Here is a 15,910-nt window from a genome sequence, read left to right on the forward strand (position 1 = left end):
CAACACACCTATCAACACCCTGAGAGACACACATGAACCACGTTCCTAAACGCCACCTGCTCACGCGCCTTTGGGCCACAGCACTGCTGGCCACGCTGGGCCTGTCATTGGCACAAGCGGCCGACAACGATTACCCCAACAAACCTGTCACTGTCATCGTGGCCTACGCCCCCGGCGGCCAAGGCGATGTGTTTGCACGCTTGGTCAGCGACAAGCTGTCCACGATCTACAAACAAGCCGTGGTGGTCGACAACAAACCGGGCGTCTCCGGCACGGTGGGTACACGCATCGCGGCCAAAGCCAAAAACGACGGCTACACCTTGTTCCTGGGTCAGACCGGTGAGATCACCGTCAACCGCGTGCTCATGAAAGACCTGGGCTACGACCCCATGAAAGAACTGGTGCCGGTGGTGCTGATTGGCAATGCGCCTCTGGTCATGCTGGCACCCGCCGATGCCCCTTACAACACCGTGGCTGAATTCATCCAAATGGCACGCGCCAAACCTGGCGAGTTCAGCTACGGTTCGGTCGGTGCGGGCACGCCAGGCCACCTGTCCGCCGTGGCCTTGGCCCTCGGGGCCAAGCTCAACATGGTCCACGTGCCCTACAAAGGCGTGGGCCCCTTGATGTCCGACCTGATGGCAGGTCGCTTGCAAGCCTTCTTCAGCAGCGCTTCAGCGGCCATGCCCCAAATCAAAGGCGGCAAGCTTAAAGCACTGGGCGTGACCACCACCCGCCGCATGAACTCTTTGCCCAACGTGCCCACCGTGGCCGAGGCGGGCTTGCCAGGCTTTAGCTACACCTTGTGGGGCGGCTTGTTTGCGCCAGCAGGCACACCTGTAGAGGTGATTGAGCGCTTGAACCGCGATGTCAACAGCGTGCTGGCCATGCCTGAGATTCGCAGCCGTCTGGAGAGCGACAACGTGGCGGTGCCCAAAAACACGCCCGCTGAATTTGCCGACTACGTGCGCAGCGAAGCGGTGAAGTTTGAAAAGCTCATCAAAGATGCCGACCTGAAACTTGAACAGTGACCCGCATAAGCGATCTCGCTTGTTTGTTCATCCTCCTCTTTCCTTTTGACCCACCGATAAGTTGTTTATGAAAATTGTTGTTTTACCCGGCGATGGCATTGGCCCCGAAACCATGGCGGTCACCGTCGATGTGCTGCAAGCCGCCTCCAAACGCTTCAACCTTGGCCTGGAGTTGATGCACGACATCGCCGGCCACGCCAGCTTGCAGCAACACGGCGCCACCGTGACCCCTGCGCTGTTGGAGAAAGTCAAAAACGCCGATGGCCTGATGCTCGGCCCCATGGCCACCTACGACTTCAAAGACGAAGCCAAAGGCGAAATCAACCCCTCCAAGTTTTTCCGCAAAAGCCTGGACCTGTTTGCCAACATCCGCCCGGCACGCACCTACCCCGGCGTGAAAACCATCACCTCAGCCTTTGACTTGGTGGTGGTGCGCGAAAACACCGAGGGCTTTTATGCCGACCGCAACGTGGAGTCGGGCAACAGCGAAATCTTGGTCACACCCGACGTCGCCATTTCGCTGCGTCGCATCACCCGCGAATGCTGCGAGCGCATTGCACGCAGCGCGTTTGAACTGGCCATGCAACGCAAGCGCCACCTGACCCTGGTGCACAAACACAATGTGCTCAAAGTCACCGATGGCATGTTTTTGGATGCCTGTCACCGCGTGGCCAAAGATTTTCCCGAGGTGACGGTGGACGATTTCATCGTCGACGCCATGATGGCCCACGTGGTGCGCGCACCGGCACGCTTTGACGTGATCGTGACCACCAACATGTTTGGTGACATCTTGTCGGACCTCACCGCAGAACTCTCAGGCAGCTTGGGGCTCGGCGGCTCTTTGAACGCGGGCTTGAACAACGCCATGGGCCAAGCGGCACATGGCTCGGCCCCCGACATTGCGGGCCAAGACATTGCCAACCCGTTCTCGCTGGTGTTGTCGGCCTCCATGTTGCTGAGCTGGCACGCCCAGCGCTCAGGTAACGCCGCTTACTTGCAGGCCGCACAAGCCATCGACCAAGCCGTGGAAGACTGCATTGCCAATGGCGAATGCACGCGCGACGTGGGCGGCAAATTGGGCACGCACGCCACCGGTCAGGCCGTGGTGAAACGCTTGGGTTGAAAACACAAACGCCACCCGAGGGTGGCGTTTGTGCTGGCCTCAAAGGCGATGTTCAGGCACGTCCCAGCAAGCGCTGGGCATTGCGGCTTTCAATGGCCGTCAGGTCGTTCATGCTGAAGCCCATGGCCATGAGGCCTTTGACGTGGTCGAGTGAGGTGCGGTACGGGAAGTCGGTGCCAAACACCACCTGCGACACATCCACCAGGTTCAAGAGCGACAGCAGCGCACCAGGGTGCGAGGCTTGCGCCGTGTCGTAGTAGAAGCTGCGCAGGGTCGGCAGCACTTGGTCGCTGGGCAAGATCTTGCCGAAGTTGGCATTGAGCTTGGGCAGCATGGTCAGGCGCTCCACCAAGAATGGCATGGTGCCCCCCGCATGCGAGAAGATGAACTTGATGTCTTTGCAGCGCGTGGCCGTGCCGCTGAACAACAAGCTGGTGATGGTGCGGGTGGTGTCGGTGGCGAACTCGATGGTCGAGCCCGGCACACCTTCTTGCAAGTTGCCGCAGCACTTGGGGTTGGATGGGTGGGTGTAGACCACCAGCTTGCGGCGGTTGATCTCGTCCATGATGGGCGCAAACGCCTTGTCGCCCAACCATTTGCCGTCGTAGCTGGTGAGCATGGCAATGCCGTTGGCCTTGAGCACGTCCACGCTGTAGGCAATCTCGGCCAAGGCGCCATCTACGTCGAGCATGGGCAGGGTGGCAAAGAAACCAAATTGACTGGGGTAGTCACGCGCCAGCTGGGCACCGTATTCGTTGCTCACGCGGGCCATGGCGCGCATGGTGGCCGCATCGCCAAAGCTGGCTGCAGGTGTGGTGGGTGAGGTGATCGAATACGTCACGCCTGCTTGGGCCATGTCATCGAGCGTTTTGTTGAGCGACCAATTGCGTGCCGGCGGTTCAGCCAGTTTGCGGGTTTCCAGCTCTTTCAAAAACGCGGGCGCCCACACGTGGTGGTGCACATCCACCAGCGAGCGTTTGGCCACGCTGGGCAGGGGTGCGTCTTTGGACGAGGTGGCGCACGATGGCAACACCGCAGCCGCACCAGCGGCCAGCAGGCCCGTCAAAAAGCCACGGCGTGGGGTGCATTGGTTGCAACCGTCTTGGGGATGAAAGCGCTGTGCCACAAAAGTCTCCTGGGTCTGACAAAGTTAGCGCGACTTTGCCAGAAGAGCTCGTGCTTGCCCATGGGGTTGGCACCAGTGCCCAGTCCCTCGGGCGACTGATTCAAATATAAGCATCTCTTGATATGCCTCAAGGGAAGGCGCATGATGAAGCGATCCAATGCAATGCCTGTATTGGCTCAACGCTTCATCGGAGAAATGTATGACATCAAATGTTGGCGGTATTGACCGCGTTTTGCGCATCGTCGTGGGCGCCGTGCTGGTGGCCCTAGCACTCACCCACACCATCGGCGCATGGGGCTATCTGGGCCTGATCGTGCTGGCCACGGGCGTGTTCAGTTTTTGCGGGGTATACACCTTGCTGGGCATCAACACCTGCCCCATGAAAGACAACCACCCCACCTAACAGACACGCCCAGCAGACATCAGGCAGAGGCGAGCTTGGGCTTCAAGTGACCAGACCCACGCAACCACAGCAGCCCCAGGCCTGCCAGGGCGACGGGCAGCAGTGAGCCCCAGTTCAACCACGCCCAACCTTGGGTCGTGACCAAGGCCCCCGACGCAAACGATGTGACGGCCATGGTGGCAAACACACAGAAGTTGATGGCGGCCTGGGCACGGTTTTTTTCTTGTGGGGTGTAGGACAACATGGACAAAGTGGTGCTGCCTGTGAACAGGAAGTTCCAACCCACGCCCAACAAGAACAAAGCCACCAGGAACTGGTTCAGTTCTGCGCCCGACAACGCCACCGCAATGCAGGCAAAGTTCAGCAGCACGCCCACGCCCATCACAGGCAGCACGCCAAAGCGCTTGATCAAATGCCCCGTCACAAAGCCTGGGGCAAACATGCCAATCACGTGCCACTGCAATACCCACGCTGTGTCTGAAAACGGCAAGCTGCACACCTGCATGGCCAAGGGCGTGGCGGCCATCAACAAATTCATCACGCCATAGCCCAGCGCCGCGCACAGGGCAGACACCACAAAAACAGGTTGCCGCATGATCACACCCAAAGGACGTCCCGGCTGATCGGTGCTTGACGCCACAGGGGCAGGTGGAAACTCAATGAACGCCATCACGCCCATCGACACCACGGCCACCAAGGCCAGCGCCACATAAGCACCAGCGAATGGAAACGCCAACAAGTTCTTGGTGTACATCGCCAAATTGGGGCCCACGATGGCCCCAATCAAACCGCCCGCCATCACCAGAGAGACAGCTTTTTCGCGGTAGTCCACCGTGGTCAACTCAGCTGCGGCAAAGCGGTACAGCTGCGCATTGGCGCTGTAGTAACCGGCCACAAAAGTGGTCACCACCAGCAACCAAAACGACTGGGTCAACACCGCCCAAGCGCCCAGACCCGCCGACAGCAGAGCTACCAAGAGTCCCAACTGAAACGAACCTTTGCGCCCAAACCGTTGCTGCGACTTGGCCACCAAACCCGTGCTGAGCGCCCCACCCACCACATAGCCCATCACAGGCAAGGTGGCCATCCAGCCCACCGGGGCCAAGCTCAACCCGACCAGGCCGTTGATGGCGATGAAGGTGACGTTGTTGGTCAGGAACAAGCCCTGGGCGATGGCAAGCAATAAAAGGTGACGGTTCATGGTCTAGGTTATAGCTGAGTTGCGGTGCTCAATCGCCCAGCAATGGCTTCTTGGCGACAAAGCCCAACAGGCCTGACATGCCGTTGTGCGCGCTGCCCTCGGCAATAGAGGCTTCGTAGGTTTGCAGATCCAGCACCTCGTAGCCAGGAAACGAGGCACGCATCAACGCTTCGTCGTACAAGTGGTCGAGTTCACCCGGGCCTCCGGTGTTGAACCTGAGCTGCGCGGTGCTGTAGCCCTGAATCACCAACACGCCACCGGGCTTCAAACACCTGTCCATGCGTGCAAACAACTGCGCACGCTGATCGGGGCCGGCAAACTGAAAGAAGATGCCCACCACGTTGTCGTAACGCGCTGGCGGCCACGCAAACGACTGCCAGTCGCTGCACTGAAAGTTCACCTGCACCTGGTGCGCTTGGGCCAATTGATGGGCCTTGATCACAGCGTTGGATGAAAAGTCAAACGCATCGACCTGCAAGCCCTGCTTGGCCAGCCAGACGCTGTTGCGTCCCTCGCCATCGGCCACCGACAAGGCCGAGCCGGGTTGGAGGTGGCGCTGTTGGCGCGCCAAGTAGGCATTGGGCTGCTCGCCAAACAAATAGCCCTCAATGTCAAAACGGTGCTGCCAGCGCTCTAGTGGGTTGGTGAACGTTGCCATATCAAGCCTGTGCCTCGGCGGCAGGCGCAAACGCGTCCCAAGCGGTCAGGGCTTCTGACGCGTACATCAAGCCCGGGCCACCGCCCATGTAGACCGTGACCGCCAACATTTCCTCCAGCTCTTGGCGCGTGCAGCCGAGACGACGCAAGGCTTTGACATGAAAGCCAATGCAGCCCGAACAGTGTTGTGTGATGCCAATCGCCAAAGCGATCAGCTCTTTGTGCTTCTCGCTGATGGCACCGCCCGCCATGGCCGCTTTGGCCAATTGCCCAAAGCCTTGCATGGCCTCGGGTTGGGCTTTGCGCAAAGCGCCCATGGATTGGCTGATGTTTTGAATCAACGTGGGGTGGTCAAAAGAACTCATGGTCAGAACCTTAAAAATCAAACAGCATTCACAGGAATCTTCAAATACGACAGCCCATTGGCTTCGGCAGGCGGCATGTCACCGGCACGGATGTTGACTTGCACCGCGGGCCATATCAGCACCGGCATCTCCAAACCCGCATCGCGTTGTGTGCGCATGGCCACAAACTCGGTCTCAGTCACGCCGTCGTGCACATGGATGTTGTGGGCGCGCTGTTCAGCGACCGTGGTTTGAAATGCCACAGGGCGATCGTTGGGCGGGTAGTCATGGCACATGAACAAGCGCGTGTCGGCTGGCAAGCTCAGCAGCTGTTGCACCGAGGCGTACAGCGCCTTGGCATCGCCACCCGGAAAGTCGCAACGCGCGGTGCCCACATCGGGCATGAACAAGGTGTCGCCCACAAACACCGCATCGCCAAACTGGTAGGCCACACAGGCCGGGGTATGCCCGGGCACGCTCAAGACAGTGCCCATCACACGGCCCACGGCCATCGTCTCACCGGCTTGGAGCAGGTGGTCAAACTGCGAGCCATCCACCTTCAAGCCCGGCTCCAAATGCAGCAATTTTTTGAACACCTTTTGGACCGCCGTGATGTGGGCCCCAATCGCAGTGCGACCGCCCAACTGCGCCTTCAGGTATGCAGCAGCACTCAGGTGGTCGGCATGGGCATGGGTTTCCAATACCCAAACCACCTGCAACTGGTGCTGCCGCACAAAGTCGATCACCCGGTCTGCGCTGGTGTGGTGGGTGCGGCCTGACTTGGGGTCGTAGTCCAACACCGAGTCGATGATGGCGCATGCCGATCCTGCCCCCTCATGCACCACGTAAGTCACGGTGCATGTCACTGGGTCAAAGAAACCTTGGACTTGGGGCTGAAACATCGGAGCTGGCATGCGGGTGATCTTAGAGGAAAGCCTTCTATCAATATACATTTTTTGTATATGTTTTTTAATATACTAAAAAATTAGTCGCCCTCAATTTGTCATGAAGAAAAAAACCTTTGATCTCGCCAGCATGCATCAATCGGCTGATCAAGCCTGTCGGTTGATGAAGGTGCTGTCCAATGCCGACCGCTTGCTGCTGCTGTGCCAACTGACCGAGGGCGAGAAATGCGTCAGCGAACTCGAAGAGCTGTTGGGCATCGTGCAACCCACCCTCTCGCAACAACTCGGGGTGCTGCGCAACGAGGGCTTGGTGAGCACGCGCCGTGAAGGCAAAAACATTTATTACCAAATCACCAGCCAAGAAGCATTGGCCGTCATGCACGTGCTGTATGCCAACTTCTGCACCCCCTGAAAGACCACACCATGACCCTCGACTGGAACCATTTCACGCCCTGGACCTCGCTGGCCGGTGGCGTGCTGCTGGGCTTGGCCTCGGCCCTGTTCATTGTGCTCAATGGACGCATCTTGGGCATCAGCGGCATCGTGGGCGGGCTGCTGCCACCCACGCGTGGTGACACCTCTTGGCGCATCAGCTTTTTACTGGGGCTGCTGGCAGCACCCTGGGTGGTGCAACGGGTGGCGCCCGCGCAGTGGATCAAAAGCCCGCGTATTGACGCCAGCACAGGCATGGTCATCGTGGCGGGACTGTTGGTGGGCCTGGGCACCCGCTATGCATCGGGCTGCACCAGTGGACACGGCGTGTGTGGTTTGTCACGTCTGTCCCCGCGCTCCATGGTGGCCACGGGGGTGTTCATGGCGGCAGGGTTTGCCGTGGTGTTTGTGCTCGGGCACTGGCTGTGAGGAGAAACACATGCATCGCATCAGTGAATTTTTGATAGGCCTGTTGTTTGGCGTGGGGCTCATGCTGTCGGGCATGACCGACCCAGGCAAAGTGATTGGTTTTTTAGATGTGACTGGCTTGTGGGACCCGTCACTCGCTTTGGTCATGGGTGGCGCCGTCGGCGTGGGCGTCTTTGCCTTTGCCTGGGCCAAACGGCGCAACCATCCGGTGCTGGGTCAACACTTCGCGTGGCCTGCGTCCGAAAAGATAGACCGCCGCGTTGTGGTGGGCAGCCTGGTCTTTGGGGTGGGCTGGGGTTTGGCTGGTTTTTGCCCTGGGCCAGCGTTGGTAACCTTGGTTTCGGGTCAAGAAAAGGCTGTGGCATTTGTGATTGCCATGATCTTTGGCATGATCGCTTACGAAAGTATTCAGCGCTTCTATCCCCCCTCCTCTTCAACAGAAAGTCCACCATGAACACTAACCTGATCCAAGACAGCCAAGCCTTGCTCAACAGCACCGACGCCAGCACCACAGCGCCCACACGCCGCCTGGCCTTGCAAACTGCCTTGGGGCTGGGCTATGCCGCAGCGGCCATGCCCCTGATGGCACAAACCGCCATCAAAACCTCCAGCGAAGGCTTGGTGACTGGCGAGGTGGTGATAGACGTCAACGGGTTCAAGATGCCGGCCTACCGCTCGGCGCCAGCAGGCAAAACCAACCTGCCGGTGGTGCTGGTGATTTCGGAAATTTTTGGCGTGCACGAATACATCGCCGATGTGACCCGCCGTCTGGCCAAAGAAGGCTACCTGGCCATTGCCCCCGAGTTGTTCATCCGCCAGGGTGACGCCAGCAGCTACGGCGAAATTGCCAAACTGCAAGCCGAAGTCATTGCCAAAGTCCCCGATGCCCAAGTGATGGGCGACTTAGACGCCTGTGTGGCCTGGGCCGGTGGGCAAGGCGGCAACACGCAACGCATTGGCATCACTGGGTTTTGCTGGGGCGGTCGCATTACCTGGTTGTACGCACAACGCAACCCCAGCGTCAAAGCCGGTGTGGCTTGGTACGGTCGCTTGGAGGGCCAAACCAGCCCCATCAACCCCAGCCACCCGATTGAACAAGCCGCTCAACTCAAAGCCCCGGTGCTGGGTTTGTATGGCGCGGCGGACACGGGCATTCCCGTGGCCTCGGTCGACCGCATGAAAGCCGCGTTGGCCCAAGCCGGGGCACAAGGCAACGCCGCCGCCAAGGCCAGCGACTTCGTGGTGTACCCAGACACCCCCCACGCGTTTCATGCCGACTACCGCGCCAGCTACCGCGCAGGCCCCGCCACCGATGGCTGGCAACGCGCGGTGGCGTGGTTCGCGAAGAACCTGTAAACCGCCTACGCCGCTACAAAGACCCGCGCCTTGCGCGGCGTCAGCACCAAGGTGTCGCCTTCGGCAAAGCCTTGGTCATAAAACTGCGCGGCAGGAATTTGCGCTTCGATGATTTGCTCTTGCGACGGGTTGTCGCCTTCCACGGCGACCAACTCCAGCCGAGCCGTTGGCCCCACCACGATGGCGCGTGTGAGCTGCGCCACGATGCCCTCGTCACCATGCGTGTAGCGGCGCACATCCAGGTCATGTGGGCGCACATACACCGAGGCTTTGGCGTCTTGCACATCGCGGTGCTCGGGACTGGCCACACGCACCGTCTGGCCTTCGATGCCAATGTGCATCTCGCCTTCATGGGCACGGCCATGAAACAAATTCACATCACCCAAAAAGCCATAGACAAACGGGCTGGCCGGGTGCTCCCACACCTGTTGGGGTGAGCCCACCTGCTCCACCTGGCCACGGTTCATCACCACCACACGGTCGGCCACTTCCAGCGCTTCTTCTTGGTCATGGGTGACGAAGATGGTGGTGACGTTCAAGTCGTCGTGCAAGCGGCGCAACCAGCGGCGCAACTCTTTGCGCACCTTGGCGTCCAAGGCACCAAAGGGCTCGTCGAGCAGCAACACCTTGGGCTCCACCGCCAAGGCACGTGCCAGCGCAATGCGTTGGCGTTGTCCACCCGATAGCTGTGAGGGGTAGCGGTCGGCCAACCAATCGAGTTGCACCAGGCTCAAGAGCTCGTGCACTTTTTGTTTGATTTGCGCTTCGCTTGGGCGCTCGCTGCGAGGTTTGACGCGCAGGCCAAAGGCCACGTTTTCAAACACCGTCATGTGGCGAAACAGCGCGTAGTGCTGGAACACAAACCCCACTTGGCGCTCACGCACGTGCACGTGGGTGGTGTCTTCGCCACTGAACAAAATCGTGCCGCGATCGGCCGTCTCTAAACCCGCAATGATGCGCAGCAAGGTGGTCTTGCCACAGCCCGAGGGGCCGAGCAAGGCGATCAGCTCGCCCGAGCCAATGTCCAGGCTGACGTCGCCCAGCGCTTGAAAGTCGCCAAACTGCTTGTGGATGTTTCTGATTTCAATGCTCATGGCTGTGTGCTCTTGGAAGAAGGGGCTAGCGCACTGGGGCGTTCAGGCGGCAAATCGGCCGAGGCTTTGAGTTCACGTGCATGACGCCACTCCACCGTCGACTTGATGGCCAAGGTCACCAAGGCCAGCAGCGCCAACAGCGAGGCCACCGCAAACGCCGCCGCCGACTGGTATTCGTTGTACAAAATTTCCACATGCAAGGGCATGGTGTTGGTTTGGCCCCGTATGTGACCCGACACCACCGACACCGCGCCAAACTCGCCCATGGCCCGCGCGTTGCACAAGATGACGCCGTAAATCAGGCCCCACTTGATGTTGGGCAGCGTCACATGCCAAAAGGTTTGCCAGCCAGTGGCCCCGAGCACGATGGCCGCTTGCTCTTCGTCGTTGCCTTGGGCTTGCATGAGCGGAATCAACTCACGCGCGATGAACGGAAAAGTCACAAACACCGTGGCCAACACAATGCCCGGCACCGCAAAAATAATTTTGATGTCATGCGCTTGCAACCAAGGGCCAAACCAACCCTGGGCACCAAACATCAAGACATAAATCAAACCCGCCACCACCGGCGACACCGAAAACGGCAAGTCCACCAAGGTGGTCAAAAACGCCTTGCCCGGAAATTCGTATTTGGCAATCGCCCAAGCCGCTGCCACGCCAAACACCAAGTTCAAAGGCACGGCGACCAAGGCGGTGAGAAAGGTCAAGCGGATGGCCGACCACGCATCGGGCTCTTGCAGCGCTTGCCAGTACACATCTACGCCCTTGCGCAAGGCTTCGGTGAACACCGCCGCCAGGGGCAAGACCAAGAACAAAAACATGAAGCACAGCGCCAGGGCAATCAAACTCCAGCGCACCCAAGCGGGCTCGGTGGTGCCAGCACGCTGGGCTTTGGCCGTCACAGCCGTGGTGGAAGAAGGGTTCAACACGGCACTCATGCGGATGCTCCGGTGTGGCGGCGCTGCCACGCTTGCAAGGCGTTGATGACCAGCAACAACACAAACGAGATCACCAGCATCACGACCGCCACCGCAGTGGCACCGGCGTAGTCATACTGTTCCAGCTTGCCGATGATGATGAGTGGCGTGATTTCCGACACCATGGGCATGTTGCCCGCAATGAAAATGACCGAGCCGTACTCGCCAATGGCGCGCGCAAAGGCCATGGCAAAGCCCGTCAACAAGGCCGGCGCGATGGACGGAAAAATCACCCGACTGAAAATTTGCCAGCGCGTGGCGCCCAGGCACGTGGCGGCTTCTTCCAGTTCTTTTTCGGCATCTTCCAACACCGGCTGCACCGTGCGCACCACAAACGGCAAGCCAATGAAGATCAAGGCAATCACCACCCCGTTGGGGTTGAACGCCAACTGAATGCCCAGCGGTTCAAGGTACTGACCGATCCAGCCGTTGCCCGCCAGCAAAGCCGTCAGCGAAATACCCGCCACCGCGGTGGGCAGTGCAAACGGCAAGTCCACCAAAGCATCCACCACCTTCTTGCCAAAGAAGTTGTAACGCACCAGCACCCACGCCACCAGCAAGCCAAACACCACATTCACCAAAGCCGCCACCAGCGACGCACCAAAGGTCAAGCGGTACGAAGCCATCACACGCGGGCCGGTGACAGCAGCCCAAAACTGCTCCCACGTGAGCGTGAAAGTTTTGAAGATCAAGGCCGACAAAGGAATCAGCACGATCAAGCAGAGGTAGGTGATCGTGAACCCTAGGGTGATGTTGAACCCCGGCAGCACGCGCGCAGGGCGGTGCCGCTGTGGCAAAGAAAAGAGTGCCATGCCTGCTTACTTCACCGTGTAAATTTTGTCGAACTGGCCACCGTCGTTGAAGTGCACTTTCTGCGCCTCAGCCAAGGAGCCGAAATACTCACTCACCGGCACCAACTGGATGGGCTTGAAGGTGGCGGCATATTTCTTCAACAAAGCCGCAGAACGTGGGCGCAGGGCATGCTTGGCCGCAATCTCTTGCGCTTCGTCGGAATAGAGGTAGTCCAAATAAGCTTTGGCCAATTCACCGGTGCCCTTTTTGGCCACAGTGCGTTCAACCACCGCCACTGGGTTCTCAGCCACGATGCTCACGCTGGGGTGCACAGCATCGACCTTGCCCGTGCCGAACTCGCGGTCAACCGAGATCACCTCAGATTCAAACGTCACCAACACATCGCCGATGTTGCGTTGCAAGAAGATGGTGGTGGCATCGCGTCCGCCTTTGGCCAAGACCGGCACGTTTTTGAACAGCTTGCCAACAAACTCCGCTGCCTGCGCATCGGTGCCGCCCTTCTTGCGTGCATAGGCCCACGCCGCCAGATACGCCATGCGGCCGTTGCCGCCGGTTTTGGGGTTGACGATGATCACCTGCACACCCGGTTTGATCAGATCGTCCCAATCCTTGATGCCTTTGGGGTTGCCGTTACGCGTCAAAAACAGCATGGTGGACGTGGTGGGCGACGCGTTGTTGGGAAAGCGCTTGGCCCAGTCTTTGGCCACCACACCGTTGTTGGCCAAAAACTCAATGTCGGTGGTGGTGTTCATGGTCACCACATCGGCGTCGAGGCCATCGTTGACGGCACGCGCTTGCGCGCTGGAGCCACCATGGGCTTGGTCGATCTTGACGTCTTTGCCGGTGGTCTTTTTGTAATGGGCCACAAAGGCCGCGTTGTAGTCTTTGTAAAACTCGCGCGCTACGTCGTACGAGGCATTCAACAAAGTTTGTGCTGAGGCCCACGACGTGAGGGTCAGCAGCGCCAGCGCACAGGTGGTGCGAATCAGTTTTTTCATACGGTTTGAAGGTGAAGAGGAGAAACAGAAGCGCTCACACTGCCCGGCGCATTCAACGCCAAAGGCTTGCCCACCAAGGACTGCAACAGCGCAAGCCCCAGCGGCCAGTCGCCAAAACCCGACTCGACGTTGATGTGGCCGGCGTTTTGCAAACGCACAAATTCACTGCCCCACGAACGCGCATACGCGCCCGCTGTGCGCACCGAGCAGTACGGGTCGTTGCTGCTGGCCACCAACACACTGCGGTACGGCAAAGGCTGATAAGGCACCGGGGCAAAGTCGACCAAAGGCGCGCGCCGCTCTGGATCGGCCGGGGCCACCAACAAAGCGCCTTGAACGCGTGTCACCACCTCGGGCGGCAAATGCGTGATGGCAATGCAGCCCAAGCTGTGGCCCACCAACACCACCGGGCCGTCTTGTGCCAACACGGTGTTGCCAATGCTGCGCACCCAGGCGCTGCGGGTGGGTTGCATCCAATCGTCTTGCTGCACCCGAACAGCATGCGTCAAGCCGTCGGCCCACAGGCTTTGCCAGTGGCCGGGGCCTGAATCGCGCCAACCGGGCACGATGATGAGTGTGGGAGAAGAAGACATGGCCTGCATTGTGTGAGGCCAGTCTCGAATCAACAACGAATCAATCGTTGTTTGCTTATGCCCAACTTCGTATATAAAAGTCAGCCACACCCATCCAATCAAGACCATGAACCCCCATCTCCTCAAAGTCGCTCTCTTGCAAATGCGCGCCAGTACAGAAGTAGCGGTCAACATCGCGGCAGTGCAATTGGGCTTTCAGCAAGCTGCGCGCGACAACGCCGCTTTGTTGGTCACGCCAGAAATGACGTCGGCGCTCGACCGCCGTCCCGGTGCCTTATTGGCGAAAGCTCACACGCAAGAAGACGACCCTTCTTTGAAAATTTTTTGTAACCTCGCGCGTCAGTACCAGATGGATGTGTTGATTGGCTCCATGGCCATCCAAGTCGAAGCGAAACGACTGGCGAATCGGAGTTTTTTCATCAGCAAAGAAGGCCTCGTGGTGGCGCACTACGACAAGATCCACTTGTTCGATGTGAACTTAGGCGAAGGTGAGCGCTATCAAGAATCTGCGCGCTTTGTGGCAGGCCAAGAAGCGGTGCTGGTCAAAGGCGCTCAGTACGCGCTGGGCATGACGGTGTGCTACGACCTGCGCTTCCCTCAGCTCTACCATGACCTGGCGCTTGCGGGTGCAGACATCTTGACCGTGCCCTCCGCCTTCACAGTGCCGACGGGAGAAGCGCATTGGCACACGCTGCTGCGCGCGCGTGCCATCGAAACAGGTTGTTTTGTGCTGGCTCCGGCACAGCACGGCCAGCATGAAGATGGGCGCACCACCTATGGTCACTCGCTGGTGGTCAATCCGTGGGGCGAGGTCGTGGCCGAGAAGCCCGAAGGCGCGGGCGTTCTGATGGCAACGCTCGATTTATCCCAAGTCCAGCAAGCGCGCAACAAGCTGCCTAGCTTGCAGCACACGCGTCCCTACCAACTGAAAACCATCGAGATTTGATGGTCAAAAATCGTCGCCTTTGAGGGCATCAATTCTCAAGAAGCACTTTTTCGCATAGGCCAGCAGCTGTGGATCGGTGGGATGGTCCACCGTCTCGACGCCCAAGATTTTTTGGGCCACATGTGGGTCATGGTGGTGCACGTGCTTGATGAACTCCAGCTTGGCTGAACCTGGTCCCACCACCAACACCTCTTTGGCATCTGCGATAGACGTCACCACCTCATGCAGGTAGCTCTGACTGGTTTCAGCCTTGCCGCTGCCCAAGGTGCCCCGATGGTGGTGCAGATGCGCTTGTTTCGAGTTGGTTTTGACCAGCTCTCGCGTGCTGCTGTCTGCATTGAAATGGATGATGTGGGCTTCTTGGTGATCGATCCAAACGACGGCATGGTTAAACGACATAAGTTCTCCTGTTGAGTTTTGAGTGTCTTGCCAATTCACGGCCCTGTGTTTGCGTCACATCAAGCAAGTCGCAAGTATCTGCAACAACCACGTGTTGCACTGTGCGTTCGCGCACGCCCATCCATTGAGTACGAACAGGCTTGGGTATACGATGAAAGACATCTGTTTCACCCTTAAGGTCCGCCATGAATTCCATCACCCTCTTTGTCTCTGTTGTGTTGGCGGGCATCGGCTTGGCGCTGACGGCCTTGGGTCAACACAACATCGGACTGTTCTTTTTCGGCCTGGCGGGTTTGGTGTTTCTCTCTCTCAAGATGGCCAACACCTGGGAAAAGTTTGTGGTTCTTCGGGCCGGTAAGTTGCATGGCGTCAAAGGGCCGGGCTTGTTTTTCATCATCCCGTTCATCGACGACATCGTGGCCATCATCGATGAACGCATTCAAACCACGGCCTTCAACGCAGAGCAGGCTTTGACCAAAGACACCGTGCCGGTGAATGTCGATGCCATTATTTTTTGGCATGTCCACGATGCCGAACACGCCGCTCTTGCCATCACCGATTACCAACAAGCCATTGACCGTGTCGCGCAAACATCGCTGCGTGAAATGATTGGCAGCTCTATGCTCTCCGCGCTTTTGTCTGACAGAAAAACAGCGGACCAACACCTGTGTGAAACGATTGGGCAAAAAACCCAGGAATGGGGCATCACCGTGAGCGCGGTTGAAATTCGCGATGTTGCGATTCCTGAGGCCTTGCAAGACGCCATGTCGCGCCAAGCCCAGGCCGAGCGCGAAAAACAAGCACGCATCATCTTGGGCACGTCCGAGGCAGAAATCGCCGCCAAGTTTGTCGAAGCCGCCAAAATTTATGCCGAACAACCCGGTGCCATGCAACTGCGCGCGATGAACATCATTTACGAAACCACCAAAGAGCGTGGAGCCACCATCTTGATCCCCAGCGCCATGGTTGACAGCATGAACCCCACCGACGTCGCCGCGGTGGCCGTGGGGCTGGCCCGTCAAGCACCCACCCCTGAAAAATAAATTAACCTCGTGGATTCGCCAACGGCTGTGCACCTTTGCT

The 15,910-nt window shown here is 58.8% G+C and carries 20 protein-coding genes; 9 read left to right on the forward strand and 11 right to left on the reverse strand.

The features are described from left to right. Positions 1-32: 32 nt before the first annotated feature. Entirely contained in the window at positions 33-1,031 is a 999-nt protein-coding gene (locus B9Z41_RS14915) for a tripartite tricarboxylate transporter substrate binding protein (protein WP_100147878.1), read from the forward strand. 67 nt (positions 1,032-1,098) lie between these two features. Then, positions 1,099-2,154: an isocitrate/isopropylmalate dehydrogenase family protein gene (locus B9Z41_RS14920; protein ID WP_100147879.1), complete on the forward strand. Its 1,056-nt coding sequence runs from the start codon at positions 1,099-1,101 to the stop codon at positions 2,152-2,154. A gap of 52 nt (positions 2,155-2,206) precedes the next feature. Here B9Z41_RS14920 and B9Z41_RS14925 read toward each other — a convergent pair whose 3' ends face one another. Beyond that, the gene (locus B9Z41_RS14925) at positions 2,207-3,280 is read right to left on the reverse strand and encodes an amidohydrolase family protein (protein WP_100147880.1); all 1,074 of its coding nucleotides are present in this window, start codon (positions 3,278-3,280) and stop codon (positions 2,207-2,209) included. 199 nt (positions 3,281-3,479) lie between these two features. Here B9Z41_RS14925 and B9Z41_RS14930 point away from each other — a divergent pair, with 199 nt between their 5' ends. Beyond that, positions 3,480-3,683 (forward strand): DUF2892 domain-containing protein, encoded by a 204-nt coding sequence (locus tag B9Z41_RS14930; protein WP_100147881.1) that lies wholly within the window; start codon positions 3,480-3,482, stop codon positions 3,681-3,683. Positions 3,684-3,702: 19 nt separating this feature from the next. Here B9Z41_RS14930 and B9Z41_RS14935 read toward each other — a convergent pair whose 3' ends face one another. Genes B9Z41_RS14935 through B9Z41_RS14950 form a run of 4 tightly spaced genes read right to left on the reverse strand, consistent with a single transcriptional unit; the run spans position 3,703 to position 6,799 of the window. Next, on the reverse strand, positions 3,703-4,884 hold the full coding sequence (locus B9Z41_RS14935; protein ID WP_100147882.1) for an MFS transporter: 1,182 nt from the start codon (positions 4,882-4,884) through the stop codon (positions 3,703-3,705). Between the two features lie 28 nt (positions 4,885-4,912). After that, positions 4,913-5,542 (reverse strand): cyclopropane-fatty-acyl-phospholipid synthase family protein, encoded by a 630-nt coding sequence (locus B9Z41_RS14940; protein WP_100147883.1) that lies wholly within the window; start codon positions 5,540-5,542, stop codon positions 4,913-4,915. Position 5,543: 1 nt separating this feature from the next. After that, entirely contained in the window at positions 5,544-5,906 is a 363-nt protein-coding gene (locus B9Z41_RS14945) for a carboxymuconolactone decarboxylase family protein (protein WP_100147884.1), read from the reverse strand. A 17-nt stretch (positions 5,907-5,923) separates the two neighbouring features. After that, complete coding sequence (locus B9Z41_RS14950; RefSeq protein WP_233202720.1) at positions 5,924-6,799, reverse strand: MBL fold metallo-hydrolase; 876 nt, start codon at positions 6,797-6,799, stop codon at positions 5,924-5,926. Between the two features lie 91 nt (positions 6,800-6,890). Here B9Z41_RS14950 and B9Z41_RS14955 point away from each other — a divergent pair, with 91 nt between their 5' ends. The 4 genes from B9Z41_RS14955 to B9Z41_RS14970 are packed head-to-tail and all read left to right on the forward strand — an operon-like array spanning position 6,891 to position 9,007. Next, positions 6,891-7,202 carry a helix-turn-helix transcriptional regulator gene (locus B9Z41_RS14955; RefSeq protein WP_100147886.1) on the forward strand — a complete coding sequence of 104 codons (312 nt, stop codon included), beginning with the start codon at positions 6,891-6,893 and terminating at the stop codon, positions 7,200-7,202. Positions 7,203-7,213: 11 nt separating this feature from the next. Beyond that, complete coding sequence (locus B9Z41_RS14960; protein ID WP_100147887.1) at positions 7,214-7,651, forward strand: YeeE/YedE family protein; 438 nt, start codon at positions 7,214-7,216, stop codon at positions 7,649-7,651. 10 nt (positions 7,652-7,661) lie between these two features. Further along, positions 7,662-8,105, forward strand: coding sequence for a YeeE/YedE family protein (locus B9Z41_RS14965; RefSeq protein WP_100147888.1), 444 nt, complete (start codon positions 7,662-7,664; stop codon positions 8,103-8,105). Further along, a complete protein-coding gene (locus tag B9Z41_RS14970; RefSeq protein WP_100147889.1) occupies positions 8,102-9,007 on the forward strand; it encodes a dienelactone hydrolase family protein in 906 nt (301 codons plus the stop codon). The genes B9Z41_RS14965 and B9Z41_RS14970 overlap by 4 nt, the downstream gene beginning before the upstream one ends. A 5-nt stretch (positions 9,008-9,012) precedes the next feature. On the opposite strand, the gene B9Z41_RS14975 is transcribed toward B9Z41_RS14970, so the two are convergent. Genes B9Z41_RS14975 through B9Z41_RS14995 form a run of 5 tightly spaced genes read right to left on the reverse strand, consistent with a single transcriptional unit; the run spans position 9,013 to position 13,482 of the window. Beyond that, the gene (locus B9Z41_RS14975) at positions 9,013-10,101 is read right to left on the reverse strand and encodes a sulfate/molybdate ABC transporter ATP-binding protein (RefSeq protein ID WP_100147890.1); all 1,089 of its coding nucleotides are present in this window, start codon (positions 10,099-10,101) and stop codon (positions 9,013-9,015) included. After that, on the reverse strand, positions 10,098-11,039 hold the full coding sequence (cysW, locus tag B9Z41_RS14980; RefSeq protein ID WP_100147891.1) for a sulfate ABC transporter permease subunit CysW: 942 nt from the start codon (positions 11,037-11,039) through the stop codon (positions 10,098-10,100). The genes B9Z41_RS14975 and cysW overlap by 4 nt, the downstream gene beginning before the upstream one ends. After that, positions 11,036-11,890, reverse strand: coding sequence for a sulfate ABC transporter permease subunit CysT (gene cysT / locus B9Z41_RS14985; RefSeq protein WP_100147892.1), 855 nt, complete (start codon positions 11,888-11,890; stop codon positions 11,036-11,038). The genes cysW and cysT overlap by 4 nt, the downstream gene beginning before the upstream one ends. 6 nt (positions 11,891-11,896) lie before the next feature. Continuing rightward, the gene (locus B9Z41_RS14990; protein ID WP_100147893.1) at positions 11,897-12,889 is read right to left on the reverse strand and encodes a sulfate ABC transporter substrate-binding protein; all 993 of its coding nucleotides are present in this window, start codon (positions 12,887-12,889) and stop codon (positions 11,897-11,899) included. After that, on the reverse strand, positions 12,886-13,482 hold the full coding sequence (locus B9Z41_RS14995; protein WP_100147915.1) for an alpha/beta hydrolase: 597 nt from the start codon (positions 13,480-13,482) through the stop codon (positions 12,886-12,888). Before B9Z41_RS14995 ends, B9Z41_RS14990 begins: the two co-directional genes overlap by 4 nt. A gap of 106 nt (positions 13,483-13,588) precedes the next feature. Here B9Z41_RS14995 and B9Z41_RS15000 point away from each other — a divergent pair, with 106 nt between their 5' ends. After that, complete coding sequence (locus B9Z41_RS15000) at positions 13,589-14,428, forward strand: carbon-nitrogen hydrolase family protein (RefSeq protein ID WP_100147894.1); 840 nt, start codon at positions 13,589-13,591, stop codon at positions 14,426-14,428. Positions 14,429-14,431: 3 nt separating this feature from the next. Here B9Z41_RS15000 and B9Z41_RS15005 read toward each other — a convergent pair whose 3' ends face one another. Then, positions 14,432-14,827: a translational machinery protein gene (locus B9Z41_RS15005; protein WP_100147895.1), complete on the reverse strand. Its 396-nt coding sequence runs from the start codon at positions 14,825-14,827 to the stop codon at positions 14,432-14,434. Positions 14,828-15,012: 185 nt separating this feature from the next. On the opposite strand from B9Z41_RS15005, the gene B9Z41_RS15010 reads away from it, so the two are divergent. Continuing rightward, positions 15,013-15,870, forward strand: a complete 858-nt coding sequence (locus B9Z41_RS15010) for a slipin family protein (RefSeq protein WP_100147896.1) — start codon at positions 15,013-15,015, stop codon at positions 15,868-15,870. Positions 15,871-15,910: the final 40 nt, after the last annotated feature.

The sequence above is a fragment of the Limnohabitans sp. JirII-31 genome (assembly GCF_002778315.1).
Classification (GTDB): domain Bacteria; phylum Pseudomonadota; class Gammaproteobacteria; order Burkholderiales; family Burkholderiaceae_C; genus Limnohabitans.

Bases quoted from the DNA above. Each gene is read 5' to 3' on its own strand.
- B9Z41_RS14915 (WP_100147878.1), top strand. From the start codon at position 33: ATGAACCACGTTCCTAAACGCCACCTGCTCACGCGCCTTTGGGCCACA.
- B9Z41_RS14920 (WP_100147879.1), top strand. From the start codon at position 1,099: ATGAAAATTGTTGTTTTACCCGGCGATGGCATTGGCCCCGAAACCATG.
- B9Z41_RS14930 (WP_100147881.1), top strand. From the start codon at position 3,480: ATGACATCAAATGTTGGCGGTATTGACCGCGTTTTGCGCATCGTCGTG.
- B9Z41_RS14935 (WP_100147882.1), bottom strand. From the start codon at position 4,884: ATGAACCGTCACCTTTTATTGCTTGCCATCGCCCAGGGCTTGTTCCTG.
- B9Z41_RS14940 (WP_100147883.1), bottom strand. From the start codon at position 5,542: ATGGCAACGTTCACCAACCCACTAGAGCGCTGGCAGCACCGTTTTGAC.
- B9Z41_RS14945 (WP_100147884.1), bottom strand. From the start codon at position 5,906: ATGAGTTCTTTTGACCACCCCACGTTGATTCAAAACATCAGCCAATCC.
- B9Z41_RS14950 (WP_233202720.1), bottom strand. From the start codon at position 6,799: ATGCCAGCTCCGATGTTTCAGCCCCAAGTCCAAGGTTTCTTTGACCCA.
- B9Z41_RS14955 (WP_100147886.1), top strand. From the start codon at position 6,891: ATGAAGAAAAAAACCTTTGATCTCGCCAGCATGCATCAATCGGCTGAT.
- B9Z41_RS14960 (WP_100147887.1), top strand. From the start codon at position 7,214: ATGACCCTCGACTGGAACCATTTCACGCCCTGGACCTCGCTGGCCGGT.
- B9Z41_RS14965 (WP_100147888.1), top strand. From the start codon at position 7,662: ATGCATCGCATCAGTGAATTTTTGATAGGCCTGTTGTTTGGCGTGGGG.
- B9Z41_RS14970 (WP_100147889.1), top strand. From the start codon at position 8,102: ATGAACACTAACCTGATCCAAGACAGCCAAGCCTTGCTCAACAGCACC.
- B9Z41_RS14975 (WP_100147890.1), bottom strand. From the start codon at position 10,101: ATGAGCATTGAAATCAGAAACATCCACAAGCAGTTTGGCGACTTTCAA.
- cysW (WP_100147891.1), bottom strand. From the start codon at position 11,039: ATGAGTGCCGTGTTGAACCCTTCTTCCACCACGGCTGTGACGGCCAAA.
- cysT (WP_100147892.1), bottom strand. From the start codon at position 11,890: ATGGCACTCTTTTCTTTGCCACAGCGGCACCGCCCTGCGCGCGTGCTG.
- B9Z41_RS14990 (WP_100147893.1), bottom strand. From the start codon at position 12,889: ATGAAAAAACTGATTCGCACCACCTGTGCGCTGGCGCTGCTGACCCTC.
- B9Z41_RS14995 (WP_100147915.1), bottom strand. From the start codon at position 13,482: ATGTCTTCTTCTCCCACACTCATCATCGTGCCCGGTTGGCGCGATTCA.
- B9Z41_RS15000 (WP_100147894.1), top strand. From the start codon at position 13,589: ATGAACCCCCATCTCCTCAAAGTCGCTCTCTTGCAAATGCGCGCCAGT.
- B9Z41_RS15005 (WP_100147895.1), bottom strand. From the start codon at position 14,827: ATGTCGTTTAACCATGCCGTCGTTTGGATCGATCACCAAGAAGCCCAC.
- B9Z41_RS15010 (WP_100147896.1), top strand. From the start codon at position 15,013: ATGAATTCCATCACCCTCTTTGTCTCTGTTGTGTTGGCGGGCATCGGC.